General features: G+C 59.7%; 15 protein-coding genes and 1 pseudogene. 8 read left to right on the top strand and 8 right to left on the bottom strand.

The window, feature by feature from the left end:
* The first annotated feature begins 5 nt into the window (after positions 1–5).
* From E9677_RS16290 to E9677_RS16255, 8 genes are all read left to right on the top strand, one after another.
* Positions 6–1,142: an acyl-CoA dehydrogenase family protein gene (locus E9677_RS16290; RefSeq protein WP_136559141.1), complete on the top strand. Its 1,137-nt coding sequence runs from the start codon at positions 6–8 to the stop codon at positions 1,140–1,142.
* Between the two features lie 54 nt (positions 1,143–1,196).
* Complete coding sequence (gene mmsB / locus E9677_RS16285; RefSeq protein ID WP_136559140.1) at positions 1,197–2,084, top strand: 3-hydroxyisobutyrate dehydrogenase; 888 nt, start codon at positions 1,197–1,199, stop codon at positions 2,082–2,084.
* 290 nt (positions 2,085–2,374) lie between these two features.
* The gene (locus E9677_RS16280; RefSeq protein WP_136559139.1) at positions 2,375–2,644 is read left to right on the top strand and encodes a hypothetical protein; all 270 of its coding nucleotides are present in this window, start codon (positions 2,375–2,377) and stop codon (positions 2,642–2,644) included.
* Positions 2,645–2,927: 283 nt separating this feature from the next.
* On the top strand, positions 2,928–3,110 hold the full coding sequence (locus E9677_RS25220; RefSeq protein WP_168801238.1) for a hypothetical protein: 183 nt from the start codon (positions 2,928–2,930) through the stop codon (positions 3,108–3,110).
* A 27-nt stretch (positions 3,111–3,137) separates the two neighbouring features.
* Positions 3,138–4,685, top strand: a complete 1,548-nt coding sequence (locus E9677_RS16270; protein ID WP_408014748.1) for an ATPase domain-containing protein — start codon at positions 3,138–3,140, stop codon at positions 4,683–4,685.
* 151 nt (positions 4,686–4,836) lie between these two features.
* Entirely contained in the window at positions 4,837–6,711 is a 1,875-nt protein-coding gene (locus E9677_RS16265) for a hybrid sensor histidine kinase/response regulator (RefSeq protein ID WP_235883032.1), read from the top strand.
* Between the two features lie 344 nt (positions 6,712–7,055).
* Positions 7,056–7,712 carry a transcriptional regulator gene (locus E9677_RS16260; protein ID WP_136559137.1) on the top strand — a complete coding sequence of 219 codons (657 nt, stop codon included), beginning with the start codon at positions 7,056–7,058 and terminating at the stop codon, positions 7,710–7,712.
* Positions 7,713–7,846: 134 nt separating this feature from the next.
* On the top strand, positions 7,847–8,386 hold the full coding sequence (locus E9677_RS16255; protein ID WP_136559136.1) for a hypothetical protein: 540 nt from the start codon (positions 7,847–7,849) through the stop codon (positions 8,384–8,386).
* 108 nt (positions 8,387–8,494) lie between these two features.
* Here E9677_RS16255 and E9677_RS25905 read toward each other — a convergent pair.
* From E9677_RS25905 to E9677_RS16215, 8 genes and pseudogenes are all read right to left on the bottom strand, one after another.
* Positions 8,495–9,071: pseudogene (locus E9677_RS25905) on the bottom strand (PrpF domain-containing protein).
* Positions 9,072–9,336: 265 nt separating this feature from the next.
* Positions 9,337–10,227, bottom strand: coding sequence for an SMP-30/gluconolactonase/LRE family protein (locus E9677_RS16245; protein WP_136559135.1), 891 nt, complete (start codon positions 10,225–10,227; stop codon positions 9,337–9,339).
* A 25-nt stretch (positions 10,228–10,252) separates the two neighbouring features.
* Positions 10,253–11,020, bottom strand: coding sequence for a 2-oxo-tetronate isomerase (gene otnI, locus E9677_RS16240; protein WP_136559134.1), 768 nt, complete (start codon positions 11,018–11,020; stop codon positions 10,253–10,255).
* A 1-nt stretch (position 11,021) separates the two neighbouring features.
* A complete protein-coding gene (gene ltnD, locus E9677_RS16235; protein ID WP_136559133.1) occupies positions 11,022–11,936 on the bottom strand; it encodes an L-threonate dehydrogenase in 915 nt (304 codons plus the stop codon).
* Complete coding sequence (locus E9677_RS16230; protein ID WP_136559132.1) at positions 11,936–12,910, bottom strand: ABC transporter permease; 975 nt, start codon at positions 12,908–12,910, stop codon at positions 11,936–11,938. The genes ltnD and E9677_RS16230 overlap by 1 nt, the downstream gene beginning before the upstream one ends.
* Positions 12,907–13,875 (bottom strand): ABC transporter permease, encoded by a 969-nt coding sequence (locus E9677_RS16225; RefSeq protein ID WP_136559131.1) that lies wholly within the window; start codon positions 13,873–13,875, stop codon positions 12,907–12,909. Before E9677_RS16225 ends, E9677_RS16230 begins: the two co-directional genes overlap by 4 nt.
* Positions 13,872–15,392 carry a sugar ABC transporter ATP-binding protein gene (locus E9677_RS16220; protein ID WP_136559130.1) on the bottom strand — a complete coding sequence of 507 codons (1,521 nt, stop codon included), beginning with the start codon at positions 15,390–15,392 and terminating at the stop codon, positions 13,872–13,874. The genes E9677_RS16225 and E9677_RS16220 overlap by 4 nt, the downstream gene beginning before the upstream one ends.
* Positions 15,393–15,463: 71 nt before the next feature.
* Positions 15,464–16,582 carry a sugar ABC transporter substrate-binding protein gene (locus E9677_RS16215; RefSeq protein WP_168801237.1) on the bottom strand — a complete coding sequence of 373 codons (1,119 nt, stop codon included), beginning with the start codon at positions 16,580–16,582 and terminating at the stop codon, positions 15,464–15,466.
* Positions 16,583–16,734 lie beyond the last annotated feature (152 nt).

The following is a 16,734-nucleotide window of genomic DNA, read 5'->3' as shown; positions in this document are numbered from 1 at the left end:
AACCCATGATCCCTTCGGAGCTCCAACAGCAAATTCTTGACATGGCGCACAGCTTTGCCCGTGAGCGGCTTGCCCCGGGCGCTGCCGAACGCGACCGCCAACACCGCTTTCCTCGCGAGGAACTCACGGAAATGGGTGAGCTTGGGCTGCTTGGCATGCTGGTTCCAGAGACCTATGGCGGATCGGACACCGGTGTGCTCGCCTATGCGATTGCAGTCGAGGAAATAGCCGCAGGTGATGGCGCCTGCTCAACGATCATGAGCGTGCACAGCTCGGTGGGCTGCGTGCCGATCCTGAAATTTGGGACGGAAGAACAGCGACAACGCTTCCTGCCGCAACTGGCCTCAGGCGAGTGGATCGGCGGTTTTGCGCTGACGGAGCCGCAGGCCGGATCAGATGCCTCGAACCTGAAAACCCGCGCCCGACGCGACGGCGATCACTACATCATCGACGGTACCAAGCAGTTCATCACTTCGGGCAAGAACGGCCATGTCATCATTGTCTTTGCCGTCACCGATCCGAACGCGGGCAAGAACGGCATCACGGCCTTTATCGTGCCGACAGACACACCGGGCTACGAGGTGGTGCGCGTCGAGGAGAAGCTTGGCCTCAATGCATCGGACACCTGCCAGATTGCCTTCAACGGGATGAAAATTCCTCTTGAGAACAGACTCGGCGAGGAAGGGGAAGGTTACCGTATCGCGCTTTCCAATCTGGAAGGTGGACGCATCGGGATTGCGGCACAGTCGGTCGGCATGGCACAGGCGGCCTTCGAGGCGGCGCGCGATTATGCCGGCGAGCGAAAGGCTTTCGGCAAAGCAATTGCCGAGCATCAGGCTGTCGCATTTCGCCTGGCCGATATGGCGACACAAATCGAGGCCGCGCGACAGCTCGTCTGGCATGCAGCTTCGCTGCGCGAGGCGGGCATTCCCTGCATTTCACAAGCCTCGATGGCCAAGCTCTTCGCTTCCGAAATGGTTGAGCGCGTATGCTCGGATGCGATCCAGATCCATGGTGGCTATGGCTATATGCGGGATTATCCGGTTGAGCGGATCTACCGGGATGCCCGTATCTGCCAGATCTACGAGGGCACCAGCGACGTGCAGCGCATGGTGATCGCGCGAAACCTGCAAGGAGCGTGACCGGCAGGGCAAACCTCCCGGTCAGCGGCCGATCTGAGTGAAAGGATGAACGATATGGTTGAGACGATAGCCTTCATTGGTCTTGGCAATATGGGTGGGCCGATGGCTGCCAATCTCGTCAAGGCGGGATACCCGGTGCGGGGTTTTGATCTGGCAGAGCCTGCGAGGGATGCAGCGACTGCGAGCGGCATCACCCTATGTGACTCCGCGGCACAAACTCTGACCGGCGCCTCGATCGTGATCACCATGTTGCCTGCCGGCCATCATGTCCTGTCGGTCTGGAGCGACATCATCAAGAACGTGGATAAGGGGACACTGATGATCGACTGTTCGACGATTGATGTCGACAGCGCCCGAAATTGCCATGCGCTTGCGAACAGAGCCAGCTGCCTGTCGCTCGATGCGCCAGTGTCTGGTGGCACTGCGGGGGCGAGTGCTGGCACCTTGACCTTCATGGTCGGGGGAGAGGAGGACGCTTTGACCCGTGGCCGAGCGGTGCTGGAATCCATGGGGCGTCGGGTTGTCCATTGCGGTTCGGCTGGTGCCGGTCAAGCTGCCAAGATCTGCAACAACATGATCCTTGGGATCACCATGGCCGGGGTCTGTGAGGCCTTCGTGCTCGGTGAGAAGCTCGGGCTCTCGCATCAGGCGCTGTTTGACGTGGCATCGACGTCCTCGGGCCAGTGCTGGGCAATCAGTACAAACTGCCCGGTTCCCGGACCGGTACCGACATCGCCCGCAAACCGGGATTACAAGCCGGGTTTCGCCGCAGCCCTGATGCTGAAAGACATGCGGTTATCGCAGGAAGCTGCGAAGTCAACGGGGGCGACGACGGCCCTTGGCGCGCATGCGACGCAGCTTTACGAGCTCTTCGACCAACTCGGTCATGGCGGCGAAGACTTTTCATCGATCATCAATCACATGCGACATCAGTCCGCTTGAGCCGGAGGAACTCAACAAACGCCCATTTAGGGGGTATTGAAGCTCGGTCCTCAGCCCATCAAGGTTCCGCCAGTTGCGGCGATCGCTTGCCCATGGGCGGCCGAAGAGATGAAGCCCGCCCGATAGCCAGACAGTCGGGTGCGCCTGAAGTCGATCGCATTTGGACAGAGCTGCCAGCTTCGAGGCTTGCGCGTAGCTGACCGAAATCACGAATTTGAACTGTTGTTGGGGACCATTCCGCCTCTGAGCGGTTACTAACCCGAAGTCAGTTTTTAGCAGGAATGACGGTCATGACTCAGCGCTTGAAAGTGAAAGAAATGGTGATCCAGATGCACGAGAAGAACCTTGTGCTCGTGAACATTCTTCGCGATATCGCCGAAAACGAGACGTCGTGCCACGTTCCTTCTGGCGCGACAATGGAAGAGATCGTTCGCTGCCTTGCAGACAAGGCAGTTCGCCGAACGGAAATTCTCGGGGAAATTCGTCACGTCCTGCTTCAAGAAGATGCGGTGCGGCGTGAACCGGGAAGAGCTTCCGAAACGCTTACGGTGCAGCGATAGGCCTCCACGTCCTGGGCCGCCGCTCGGCTGCAGATCAACCGGCAAAAGCCGCCACCACGAGCCGCTCAAAGACGTTCTCCAAGTCGTCGAGAAAAGGACTCCATTCTCCGTCTTCGTCGATCCCCGGCGATGCGCAGAAGGAAGAGGCCCTCGGCGGCCAGGAGCGACCTGGGCAGCCTGCGCTTCGCGCGGGGTTCGGCCATATAGACTAGCATAACGGAAACGTCGCCCCTGAGGGTCCAAGGAATGGTTTGTGACGGCGTGCCATCCGGTTGGTTGCGCCATGCAGCGTAAAGGAGAACTGCCGCCCCAGATGATGACGCATAACGACGTTGAACATTCTGCCACGTTCTTTGGAAGTTGCACCCTGTTCGTTTGCCTACGGGTGCCGTTGATTGATGGTTTTGTTGCACCCGGGATGTCGGTCGAATGGAACAACTGGCTGGCTTTCGGCGTCTTCGATTAAGCCAAATATCGATTTGTGCTCAGCATGATGGAGCAAGCCGGAGGACCTATGCCAGAGACTATGACGGGGCCAGAGACTGTAACGGGGAAAGCAAGAACCGGGGTCGAGGGGCTCGACGACATTCTCTCCGGGGGGCTGACGCGTCGCCACGTCTTCTTGCTCGAGGGGGCCCCCGGTTCAGGCAAAACCACGATCGCATTGCATTTTCTGCTCGAAGGGCAAAACGCGGGCGAGCGCTGTCTCTACATTACCCTTTCCGAAACCGAAAAGGAGCTGCGCGACAGTGCTCTCTCGCACGGGATGGAAATCGGGGACGAGGTCAAGATCTTCGAACTCGTTCCGCCGGAAAGCCTGCTCGATGCCGAACAGCAGCAGAGCTTGCTTTACTCCTCCGACCTGGAGCTTGGAGAAACAACGAAACTTATTTTCGAGGAATTCGAGCGGCTGATGCCTCACCGCGTGGTGATCGACAGTCTGTCCGAAATCAGACTGCTCGCTCAGGGGTCGCTTCGATATCGGCGGCAGATACTGGCATTGAAGCATTTTTTTGCGCGTTCGGACGCCACTGTGCTGCTTTTGGACGATATGACATCCGATGCCAGTGACAAAACTGTCCACAGCGTCGTGCATGGTGTTGTCCATCTGGAACAGCTGGCGCCAGATTACGGCTCTGAACGGCGCAGGCTCAGGGTCCTCAAATACAGAGGCCAGGCTTTTCGCGGGGGCTATCATGATTTTGTCATCAAGACCGGTGGCGTCGCGGTCTTCCCGCGATTGCGCGCGATCGAGCACCGTTCGGGCTTTGAACGAAGTGTGCTCGCCACCGGCATAGCCGAGTTCGATGATCTGCTTGGAGGTGGAATTCAACGTGGCTCCAGCACGCTCCTCATTGGACCTGCTGGAACGGGAAAAAGTCTGTTCGCGCTTCAGTTCGTTGAGGCCGCCGTCAAGCGCGGGGAGCGGGCGGCCATTTTCATCTTCGATGAGGAGTTGGGCTTGCTGTTTTCCCGAACAAGGGAAATGGGAATCGACCTCGAAGCCATGCAGGATGATGGCCTCATCCATATCGAGCAGCTCGATGCAGCCGAACTCTCACCAGGCGAATTTGCCCAGCGCGTGAGAGACCGGGTTGCGGGGTTCGACGCCAAGACAGTCGTCATTGACAGCATCAACGGGTATCAGGCGGCCATGCCGGGAGAAAATGCGCTGATCCTGCACATGCATGAGCTCCTGCAATATCTGAACAGGCAAGGCGCCAATACTTTCATTACCGTGGCGCAACACGGCCTGGTCGGCGACATGAGATCCCCTGTGGATGTCACCTACCTCGCCGACACCGTCATTCTGCTCCGCTATTTTGAAGCTCAAGGGCGCGTCCGCCGGGCAATCTCGGTCATCAAGAAACGCACTGGCCGGCACGAGGATACCATTCGCGAATACAGGATCCGCAATGAGGGCCTGACGCTTGGCGAGCCTTTGACCGGGTTTCAGGGGATCTTGCAGGGCGTTCCCCTCTTGATAGGCAAGGGGCAGCCGCAATTGGATCTGCTTGAAGAGGAGAGGTCCAATTCCTGACGCCGATGTATATGCCCTGGTCCATGCTCCGCTGGGCCGCGACGGCCAGATAATCCTTGCGATGCTCCAAGAAGCCGGGGTGGAAGCAAGAATCGTCCCCCGGCTCGACGACCTGATATCAGGCCTCGGCGAGGACGTGGCCTTTGCGCTCATGACCGAGGAGACGCTGAGATCCGCGGATTTGCGCCTCTTGTCCGAATGGATCAAGGCACAGCCCAGCTGGTCGGATCTTCCTTTCATCATCTTGACCGCTAGGGGCGGCGGCCCCGAGCGCAATCCCGCTGCCGGCCGACTTTCCGAGCTCTTGGGCAATGTCAGTTTCATCGAGCGGCCTTTCCATGCGACGACCTTCGTCAGTGTTGCCAGGTCGTCCATGCGCGGGCGCCGTCGGCAATATGAGGCGCGCAACCGTATCGAAGAGGTCAGAGAAGGACAGCGACGGCTCCAGGTCGCGCTCGAGGCTGGCCGGCTTGGAGCCTGGGAGTTCAACCTCGCCGACAATATGCTAACCACCTCACAGACCTGCCGCGAGATCTTCGGCCGGGCGGCGACGGATAACTTCACCTACGAGGATCTGCTTCACATGGTCCACTCTGAGGATCTCGAAGCCATGCAGGCAGCCGTCGGCCACAGCATTGAGACCGGGTCCGAATATGCCATCACCTATCGCATCGTACGGTCCGATGGATCGATACGTGCCGTCGAGACCCGTGCACAGCTCGACCGGGACCGGGACGGGCGTCCGGTCAAGCTTGTGGGGGTCTCTGCCGATATCACCGACCGCATGCAGGCGGAAGCGCAGCAGCGCCATCTCCATGTCATGCTGGAAGAACGCGTGGTGGAGCGTACGCGAGAGCTGGAAGAAACGCATCAGCAGATGCTCGCCGAGGTCAGCCAGCGCGAGCGCGCGGAAGAACAGCTTCGCCAGGCTCAGAAAATGGAGATGATCGGGCAACTGACAGGCGGTGTCGCGCACGACTTCAACAATCTCCTGATGGCGGTACTGGGTAACCTTGAACTTCTGCGCAAGCATGTTCAGGGCGATGCGAGAGCGGCACGCCTGATTGACGGCGCCTATCAAGGGGCACAAAGAGGCGCCTCGCTCACCCAGCGACTGCTGGCATTCGCAAGGCGCCAGGACCTCCAGGTGGGACCGGTCAATCTCGGTACCTTGGTTGCAGACATGCAAGGGCTCCTACAGCAATCAGTTGGCTCGGCTATCGTCATTGATGTGCAGATACCCGGACATCTGCCGCCTGTTTTGGCCGATGCAAACCAGATCGAGCTCGCCTTGCTCAATCTGGTCGTCAATGCGCGCGACGCCATGCAAAACGGCGGTGCGATCCGCGTCGATCTTCACGAGGCCGAGCAGCCCTCGTCGACCGGCGGACTTGCCTGCGGACACTATGTCGTCCTGTCGGTCATCGACCAGGGTGTGGGCATGGATGCAGAGACTTTGCAGAAGGCAATCGAGCCCTTCTTTTCCACCAAGGAGCTCGGCAAGGGCACAGGGCTCGGGCTTTCCATGGTGCATGGCCTGGCCTTGCAGCTGGAAGGTGAGTTGAAGCTTGCCAGCGCACCGGGGAAAGGAACAACGGCACAGCTTTGGATTCCCGTCTCGGCAACTGACGTGCCTCAGCCTGAACAAGCCGCTGCCGCCGAGACCACTACCACGAGTGCACCCAGGCGAATCCTTCTTGTCGACGACGATGCGCTGATCGCAATGAGTTCAGCTGACATGCTTACCGACCTCGGCCACGAGGTCATGGAAGTCTATTCCGGTAAGGAAGCACTGACCCTGCTAGACGGTGGTGAGGCTTTCGATCTCATGATTACCGATTACTCGATGCCCGGTATGACAGGTGGCGAATTGGTTAAAGCGGTCAGAGCTCGCTTTCCAACAATGCCAATTGTCATGGCCTCGGGCTATGCAGATTTACCGCCTGGAACGGAAATTGATGTTGCGCGACTGGGAAAGCCATATTCGCAAGAGCAGCTTGCTCTCGTCCTGAGCAAGCTCATGTAGAGTGCTGGACCCTCGTCGAAACACCGACCGCAGGACAGAGATCCGCCTTGGGGAGGCACTATACGTCTTTGCCAAAATCCGCCTTTAAGATGGGAAGGTTTCTTCGAAACGTCGACGGTGATTGCTCTTATTTGCGGACATTTCGTCTGACCAAACTGTACTACGCTGGCGGCCGGGTGGGTAGCGTTGACGGATCTTCGGGGCCCGAGCCTTGCTGCCGGGGGGGCTCCCTCATGTCGAAATGTGATTAAGCTGGACTGAGAGATCAGCAATCGCTATTTCTGGGCTGGTGGCAACGCTGAGCTGCCGCCCAACAATTTCCTTCAACATGCAAGGCCCCAAGCTTGAAAAAAGTCCAACGCAGTTTTGCCGTGGAATACAAATCCGGTCGGCGAAGATCAAATGCCAATTCCAACTCGATCTGGGGAAATGTTGATCTCAAATCCGTTGCCCGTGCTGTCGAGGAAGAAGCAACGCCATTAGCGCCGCATGAGCAGCATGGCAAATCCATCGATGGTAGATCACTCTTGGCAGATGAGACGGCGAAGGCCATGTTGACACCGCCGATCAGCCAGCACAGTACTGAGATAGTGAAACAGGAGACAGACATGGCCGACGAGAACAACACGATGACCAATCCAGATACGGCTGCCGTTGTTGAAACGCCGATCGCCGAAAAGAAGCAGCGCAAACCTCGCGCCAAAAAAACAGCTCCTGATGCAGCGGCTGTCGAAGCAGTCTCTGACAAGGCAACCGGAACTCCAGAAAAGCAGAAACGGGGACGCAAGCCGAAATCGACGGCCAATGCGACCACTGCCAGGGCGCCACGTGTTAAGCCGGCTCCCAAGGTGGTGCAGGCGGCACCTGCCGCGTCTACAGCGATTGACGAGATGGCGGATCTTCTGCAGTTGGAAGAAGAAAACCAACGGCTGCGCAAGCTCCTGGCCGAAAAGCTTCGTACGGAAAATGCTGATCTGCGCAAGAAGCTGAACCTCGCTTGACAAAAGGCTGGTGGCCATTCGTTCGGCCCATTTTGATGCTTTAGAGACGAGCATTCTGGTGATGGCCGGTCGCCGGTCGCCGGCCGCTTCTCAGCTCTAATCCTGCATCCGGAATGAAAAGCGAGGCCGATTGAATGGCATCTCCATGGAAATTCCTTTCGAGACTTGTGTCGCCGCGGCGGCAGAAGGGGCCGGGAGATGAACAAGTCGAGGATGTGAACCCGGACGAGCCTGGGATCGCGAGTTCGGCCAAGCTGCTCGGTGGAGGGAGCCTGGATCCTGTCGATCCGCCGGGAGCCAAAAGCTCTCGACCGCTCGATCCAGCCGATGGCATTGCCGCTCCACATGGCGCGCCGGGACAAGCTGTAGATGATCATCAAGACACGGTTGAGACGGATGGCTCCAAGGTCGATGATGTCTCCCCCACGGAATTTCCGGCTACCGTGGTTATCCCGGCATATGGAGCTTCCAAAGCAGCGCCGGCCAAGCGCAAGCGGCGCAGCAGGACTGTCGAGCCGGTCGTTGCCGCGTCAAAGGCCCCGCCTGTTGTTGCAGCGTCCGATGACGAGACCAGCCTGGATGATGAAATCAGGGCCCTCAGAGGCCAGCTTGTGAGAAAGCTTCGCCTTCAAAACGCGCAACTGAAGAAGATGCTGGAGCGGTTCGAACGTTGAACCAGCGCTAACGTCACGATGTGCTGTGCGTGCAATCGAAGCCGGACGCAGGCATAGCAATGGCTTTACCGTTCGTGGTCGCCCCTTGCACCCTTAAGACTATTGATTTTAAATCGGAACAAGCACTTCGCCTCTTGCCAGCAGCCTTGCAGTTCTCAGGATACCTGCAGACTTCAGAACAAAGCCTTGTGGGCGAGCTTCGTAATCGACTGTGACGTCGATGACACCGCTCGGATGTTCGATTTTTACCAATGCAGGAATGCCGTCTGGAAGCGTGCCAAGTCCTTCAGCCACTGTGCGAGGCGTGAGAACGCAGGACGCAAGGCACTGCGCACCCGTGACTGCCATGGTGGGATGGCAGTTCAGTGGCATGAAGTAACGCGCGGTAATCGTTCCGCCGTCTCGCGGGGACGATAGCAACGCGAACTTCGGAACGACTGAACTTGAGACGTCACCCATGCCATCAGTACCCAGCTTTTCGCCGGATCGGTTCCAGCGGCTGATAAAACGCACTGTTGGCGTCCAATTCATCCACGGTCTCGTAACCGGAAAGTCCGAAGGCATCAGCGCGCGCAATGACGATGGGCATGGCGACATCCATGCAGGTGACAGTCACGCCATTGATCTCGTCTTTCAGGTTGCCCGTTGACAGTAGAGCGCCCGTCGTCGAACCGACCACGTCCATGAAGTTCAGATAGATAGGGGCCGCCGTCCCCGGCACCCCGCCGATGGTGGTACCCCTTCGTAGGTGACTATGCCATCTGGGCTGCCGATGTTGCGCAAGCGCATGGAGGGAGAGCCCGTTGTGTGGCTTCGAAGACGGGCGCTCGTTTCGAGATTTATTTGCCGTTTGATCGTCACTAGTCTTTGCCTGATCGCCCTCAAAGGAAGGAAGAGCGGAAACTGTTTCCACATTTCCTGTCTCAACCGCCGATGCGGTCCCCCGAGGCTCAGCAGCCTGTAACATTTAGGTAGACCGCATATAGGTTACGCGTAGCCGTGATGAAAAGACGGTTCTTCTCCGGTCCGCCAAAGCAGACATTGCTGACGGTTTCCGGGATCAGTATCTTGCCGATCAGCCGGCCATTGTGATCGAGGCAATGCACGCCATCGCCAGCACTCGTCCAGATGTGTCCAGCTATATCCACGCGAAGACCATCATACATTCCATCGCTGCATTCGCTGAAGAGCCGTCCCGCCTGAAGAACGCCATTTGCATCTAAAGCATAGGCCATCAGGTAAGCCGGCTGCACGCCGCTGTCGACAACGAACAAGGTCCGTTCGTCATGCGACAGGACAAGCCCGTTCGGCTGCTGCAGATCCTTGATGACGGCATCCAGCCGTCCGTCGCGAGTGAGCCGGTAGACATTGCGGCTTCCCACTTCGCTATCTGCAAGTGATCCCTCGTAAGGGGTGGAGATACCATAGGTGGGGTCGGTGAACCAGATATTGCCCTGGCTGTCTGCAATCACGTCATTGGGTGAGTTCAGCCGATTTCCTTCGAAACGATCGGCAAGAACCGTCAGGCTGCCATCGTGCTCGCGGCGGGTGACGCTGCGTGTCAGATGCTCGCAGGAAAGTACCCGTCCTTCACGGTCGAGCGTGTGGCCATTGGAAAAGTTGGACGGAGCTTCGAACGTCGCAACGGTTCCGGTGACGTCGTCGTAGCGCATTACCCTGTTGTTCGGGATGTCGGAGAAGAGCAGATGGCGGGCCGCCGGGACGTAGACCGGCCCTTCAAGCCAGCGTCCACCGGTATAGAGAAGGTCGACATGCACATTCGGCAGGATCAGCGATTTGAACGCCGGATCAACAATCTCGAACCAATCCGTGTAGCGCATGCAGCCCAAGCCTCCCCTGATGCAATCAAACTCTGGACATCCAGCTCAGCCCCTCTCGGGTGCCGGCGGCCGGACGGTATTCGCAGCCCACATAAGCCTCGTAGCCGATCGCATCGATCTCGGCGAAGATCTTGCGGTCGTCGAGTTCCCCGGTGAGCGGCTCGTGGCGTTCGGGCACCGAGGCGATCTGGATATGACCAATAAGCGGCGCCATCTGCCTGAGCGCCATGATCACGTCGCCATGTAGAATTTGCCGGTGATAGACGTCGAACTGCAGCTTCAGATGGCTCGCATCCATTTCGCTGATGAAGTCGACCGCACGATTGAAGTCGTTGAGAAAATAGCCCGGCATGTCGCGCCCGTTGATCGGCTCGATAACGAGACCGATGCCGGCCTCGCCGGTGCGGTCGGCGGCGCGCTTCAGGTTCTCGCGATAGGTCGCACTGGCTTGCAGATCCGTTGCTTGCGCAAGGCCTGCCATCATGTGCAGGAGCGGCGTGCCGATCACCTTTGCATAGGCGATCGCTGTGTCCAGAGCTGCCGCGAAATCTGCCTCGCGTCCCGGAAGTGCTGCCATGCCGCGCTCGCCGGCCACCCAGTCGCCGGGTGGCATGTTGAAGAGCGCCTGGGCAAGGCCGGCCGCTTGCAGCCTTTCTGCGACGACCTCGGCCGGATGGTCGTAGGGGAAGAGATATTCGACGGCCGTGAAGCCGCAGTCCGCTGCGGCCGCGAAACGGTCGAGGAAGGGCACCTCATTGAACATCATCGACAGATTGGCGGCAAACTTCGGCATGTCAGTCCTCGTCTTCCATTCCCGGCAGCTTCAGGCCGGCGATCTTCGCCAGCAGGCGTGCGACCGAGCTGTCGTCGTCGCGTCCCATGCCAGCGGCCTCGGTCATGATGAAGAGCTGTAGTGCAGCACTCGCGATCGGCAGCGGAAACTTCGTCTGGCGGCCTATATCCGAGACGATACCGAGATCCTTTGTGAAGATGGAGACAGAACTATGCGGCGTGTAGTCGCCTTCCAGCACGTGCGGAATACGGTTTTCGAACATCCAGCTGTTGCCGGCGGATTTGGTGATGACGTCGAAAACGCGAGAAATGTCGAGGTCCATGCTCTTGGCAAAGGTGATCGCCTCGCAGGCGGCGGCGATGTGCACGCCTGCCAGCAGCTGGTTGACGATCTTGAAGGAAGAGCCAATGCCGGGCTTGTCGCCGAGTTCGTAGACCGTGTCCGCCATGGCATCGAGCGCCGAACGGGCGGCGGCGAAAGCGGCGGACGAGCCAGAGGCCATGAAGGTCAATTGGCCGGCTTCGGCCTTCTTCGAGCCGCCGCTGATCGGACCGTCGACATAAAGGAGACCTGCTTCTTCGACACGGGCTGCGAAGCGCTTGGCCTCAGCTGGCGAGATGGTGGCGCAGGCAATGATGGCGCCGCCCGACTTCATGGCAGCGACCACACCGTTCTCGCCAAAGAGCACCGTCTCGGTCTGGGCAGCGTTCACAACCACGATGACGGCGACATCGGCGCCAGTTGCAGCATCCCCCGGATTGGTGCCCGGGGTGCCGCCGGCGGCCTCTAGCGCGTTCAGTGCATCGGCACTGATGTCAAAGCCACGCACGGCATGTCCGGCCCGGACCAGCGAGCGCGCCATGCCGAGGCCCATGGAGCCGAGGCCGACGACGGCGACGGACGGAAGGTGAGACATCAGCGAAAGCTCCTTTTGTAGCCACGGATCAAGAGCATGGCCAGAATGATGACACCGAATACAATTTGCCTGAAGGCTTCCGGCATCTGCAGCACAGAGAGGATAGAGGACAGAAGGGTGATGAAGATGGCGCCGACGATCGTGCCGCCATAACCGCCCTGGCCCCCCATGATCGACGTCCCCCCAATGACCACGGCGGTGATAACAGGCAGCATATAGGGGTCGCCCATGCCCTGATAGGCCTGGTTGGCATAGCCGGCGAGCAGGATGGCGCCAATCGCCGTAAAGACACCAGCGACCACGAAGGTGAGGGTGGTAACGAGCCGCACGCGAATGCCGGAAAGATAGACGGCCTTTTCCGAATTGCCCATGGCGATCAGATATTTGCCGTAGACGGTCCGATGCAGCAGGTAAAACATCGCGACCATCACCACCAGCCAGAACAGGAAGGTGTTCGGGATCCCGAAACTGCGCTCGAGCGACAGGGTGATGGAGAGCGGCGGGGCCATGCCGCGCGGCTTGAAGCCGCCGGTGAAGAAGACAACGGAGCCGATCAGCATCGAGTTCATTGCCAGCGTCCAGACCATCGACGGCAGGCGCAGGAAGGCGACGCCGATGCCGTTGATCAGTCCGATCAGGGCGCCGGTGAGGAGCCCGATCGGAATGGCGAGTGCCGCGAGCATCGGATCCTGCGAGCCCGCAACCGTCGTAGTGACGATGGCGATTGCTGTAATCGCGGCCGGTACCGAAAGATCGATATGGCCGAGCAGAATGACCAGCGTGGCGCCGGCGGCAATAATCCCGAGGAAAGAAGCTATCTGCAATTGCTGTAGCAGGTAACCCGCCGTCAGAAATGTCGGCAGAATGGTGCCGCCGGCGGCCAGCAACAGACCGCAGCCTATGGCAACGACAAGAACGGCGGGATCGACAGGAAGGCTCGGCCGCGATGGGCCCGGTATCGCACGGTCTGTCATTGAGCGAACAACTTCAGTTTGTTGCGGACACGCAGCACGCCGACGGAGCCGAAGGCAATCGCGAGCGCCAGGATCAGCCCCTCGAAGAAGGGCTGGGCGAGGGGAGGAAGCCCGGAGAAGAACATCAGCGAGGCGACTGTCTTCAACAGCATGGCACCAACGGCGACGCCGACTGCCGTGCCGATACCACCGGCAAGCGAGACGCCGCCGAGCACGATCGCGGCAATCGAGTTTAGCGTGTAGGTCGGACCGATACCGGCATCGCCGGTCATCGTGACCATGGAGACATAGAGCCCGGCCATGCCGGCCATCAAACCGCCCAGCACATGAGCGGAGATGCGCATCGACGTCGTATTGATGCCGGTCAGTTGGGCGGAATGCTCGTTTGCTCCAAGTGCTTTCAGCGCCATGCCGAAACTCGTCTTGCGCAGCACGATCGTGATCACGAGCACGGTGACAATGATCAGCAACAGGGAGGTCGGGATTGGACCAATCGCGTAGGTGAAGGCATCGGAAAGCTCGGAGTTTACACCGCCGCCTGGCGTCGGCCGGAGATATAGCGCGATGCCGGAATAGATCGCGCCGGTGGCCAATGTTGCGACGATGGGCGGGACATTGCCGAAGCAGACGAAGAGACCCGTGAACAACCCGCAGGCCATACCGACCAGCAGAACGGCAGCCATGCCGAAGACAAGCGATCCGCCATCGCCGGCGAGTGCGAAAGAAGCGGTGACATTGGTCAGCGCCACGACCGCACCGACCGAGAGATCGATCCCGCGCACCAGGACGACGAAGAACTGGGCGAAGGCAGCAAAGACCAGGAGCGCCGATTGGTTGGACCAGATCGTCAGCACATAGGTGGAGAGCCCTCGCGGATGGGTGGCGATGTAGAGCACGAAGAGGGCGACGAAAGCGATGGTCGGGATGATGACGCGTAGGGTGCGTCGGATGGAGAGCGCGGTCATTGCACGGTCTCCGGCGCTGATGGGGCAGTGCTGAGGCCCATGGCGGCTGAGATCAGGTTTTCAGGCGTCAGTGTGTCTCCGCTGAGTTCTCGCGCGATGCGGCCACGATAGAAGACCGCGACCCGGTCGCAGAGATGCACGAGTTCTTCATAATCCGTCGATTGCATCACGATGGCGATCCCCTGTCCAGCGAGGTCGGTGAGAAGGCGGTAGATCTGTGCCTTGGTCTTCACGTCGATTCCCCGGGTGGGATCGAGCAACAGCAGGCAGCGTGGGCCGAGCGCCAGCCATTTGGCAAGCAGCACCTTCTGCTGGTTGCCACCCGACAATGACATGACCGGATCGGAGAGATGGCCATAGGTCAGTTCGAGGCCTTCGAGAAGGCCAAGGCAGCGCGCATCGAGCCCCTGTTTGTCGGTGTGAACCCCAATGCCTGCCAGCCGCATGTTGTCTGATATCGACAGCGGCTGGATCATGCCCTCGGTCTTGCGGTCCTCGGGGACAAGCGCGATCCCGATCGCCGGTGACTTCGACCGATGCGGCGAGCGGCGCTCGTAGGCTTTGCCAGAAAGCTCGATTGAACCGCTGACGCCTGAGAGTGTGCCGAAGATGGCTTCAAGAACGCGCTGCTGGCCCTGGCCTTCCAGACCGCCGAGACCATAGATCTCGCCGGGACGGACCGTGAAGCTGACATCGAAGAGTTCGCCCGACAGCGTGAGATCCTTCACGGTCAGGAGCGACGCGGTCGCCGATGGGACGGGAGGACGTGGTGGCGGAAACAGCCGGCCCATGGCTTCGCCGATCATCAGCGACACGATGCTCTGGTTGTCGATCGTGCCTGCCGGGAAGGTGCGGACATGCTGTCCGGCGCGAAAGACCGAGATCGTGTCGGCAAGCGCTTCGACCTCATGGAAACGATGCGAAATGAAGAGGATGCAGCATCCTTCGTCGCGCAGTTTGCGGATCACTGTGAACACTTTCTCGACGGCGGAGGCGCCGAGTGCGGAGGTGGCCTCATCGAGGATGAGAAGACGCGGTTTCTGATAGAGCGCCTTGGCGATTTCCACCCGCTGCCGGTCGGCCAGCGACAGCTCTTCGACGGGCGTGTCGAGGGATATGCTCTCGGCTCCGATCAGGTCGAGGGCAGCACGTGCTTCTTCATAGGCTTTGGCAAGCATGAAGCCGAAGCGCGTCTGAGGGCGGGCAAGCGTGATGTTGTCGCCAACGGAGAGGGTCGGCAGGAGCGAGAGCTCCTGGAACATGCAAACGATACCGGCGGCCGAGGCCTGGCGCGTTCCGGAAAACCGGATTGGACTGCCTTCGAGGCGAATTTCGCCGGTCGTCGGCTGGATGGCCCCGGAAAGCAGTTTCATCAGGGTCGACTTGCCGGCGCCGTTTTCGCCGAGGATGGCGTGCACGGAGCCCGGTCGGGCGGAAAAGTCGATCGTCTTCAGGGCCTGGATCGGCCCATAAGACTTCGAAATCCCCGAAAGCTCGATCAGCGGAGCTGTCGTCATTCTGGCATGTCCTGGTATGGGTCGGACGGCGGCACCTTCAGAGGTCAGGCACCGCCGCCCGGCCGGGAGGATCAGGTGTTATCAGGGGTCTGGCCGAGCAGCTCTTCCGGCGTGAAGACCGGGAAGCAGTTCGGATAGCCTGTCGCCGTGTAGAAGGTATCCGGCAGGTTCGGGAAGTAGTCCGTGCCTTCCTTCAGTTCCGCGTTGTCCTTGTTCGGGATCGGCAGGAAGACCTTCTGCGGCAGGCTGTTGCCCTCGAGCAGCGAGACGGCGGCTTCGAGTGCCACGGCCGACATGACCGGTGCCTGGGCTGCGGTCAGACCCGGATACTTGCCTTCGGCGATCAGCTTGCGGGCGCCGTTACCAGCATCGCCACCGATCGGAACGACCGGGTGACCGGCATTTTTCATGGCGTTCAGCGCACCGATCGTGCCTTCCTGGACCATCACGCCGTCGAAGTTGCCGTTGGTGGCGATGGCGTCGGCGGTAACCTTCTGCACGGTGCCGGCATCCCAGTTGCCAACCACCTGGACGACCTTGAGGCCTGGATGCTTGTCGAGGACGGAGCGCATGCCGAGATGGTTGTCGCGGTCGGTCGCATTGCCCGGCAGGCCGGAGACTTCGAGCACGCTGCCCTCGACCTTGCCCTTGGCCTTCTCGATTTCACGCACGACGGCTTCCGCCTTCATCGCGCCGAGCTCGAACTGGTTTTCATTCACCTGCACGATGGCATCGGTGTCGAGCACGTTGTCGAAGGGCACGAGTACTGTGCCGGCCTGTTCGGCGCGCTTGATGACGGAGGAGAAGGCAGTCGGGTTGACGGCGATGAAGGTGATCGCGTCGTAGCCGGCAGCGATGAAGTTGTCGATCGCAGCGATCTGGGCGGCACTGTCATTGCCAACCGAGACAACAGTGAATTCAGACAGCTTCGCCTTGTTTTCTTCGCGAGCTGCCCAGGCCTTGGCGCCCTGGATGGCGGTCACGCGCCAGTCATTGCCGGCGAAGCCGTTGACGAAGGCAACCTTGTAGGGGCCTTCACGCTTCTCGTACTTGATGACCTTGGCGTTGTCGGGTGCTGCAGAGAAGCACTCCGGACGATGGCTGTCTTCGGCGCGGACGACCGAAGTGAAACTGAAGGCGCAGAGCATCGCGGCCGACGCAGCAAGCGCGGCCTTGTTAAAGGTTCTCACGGTGAACTCCTCCCGAAGTGTAATCTCCCAGAAAGCGCCAATCTCAGCGCTAACATAATTTTTTAAGCACATCCTCTAGGCAGGATCAAGCGGAATATGTTAGCGCTGAGATAAAGTTTGTGGCACGGTCCTGTACAGCAGATCGCGTGTCG

Source organism: Peteryoungia rhizophila (genome assembly GCF_004912145.1).
GTDB lineage: Bacteria > Pseudomonadota > Alphaproteobacteria > Rhizobiales > Rhizobiaceae > Allorhizobium > Allorhizobium rhizophilum.
This window is presented reverse-complemented; position numbering and strand designations above follow the sequence as displayed.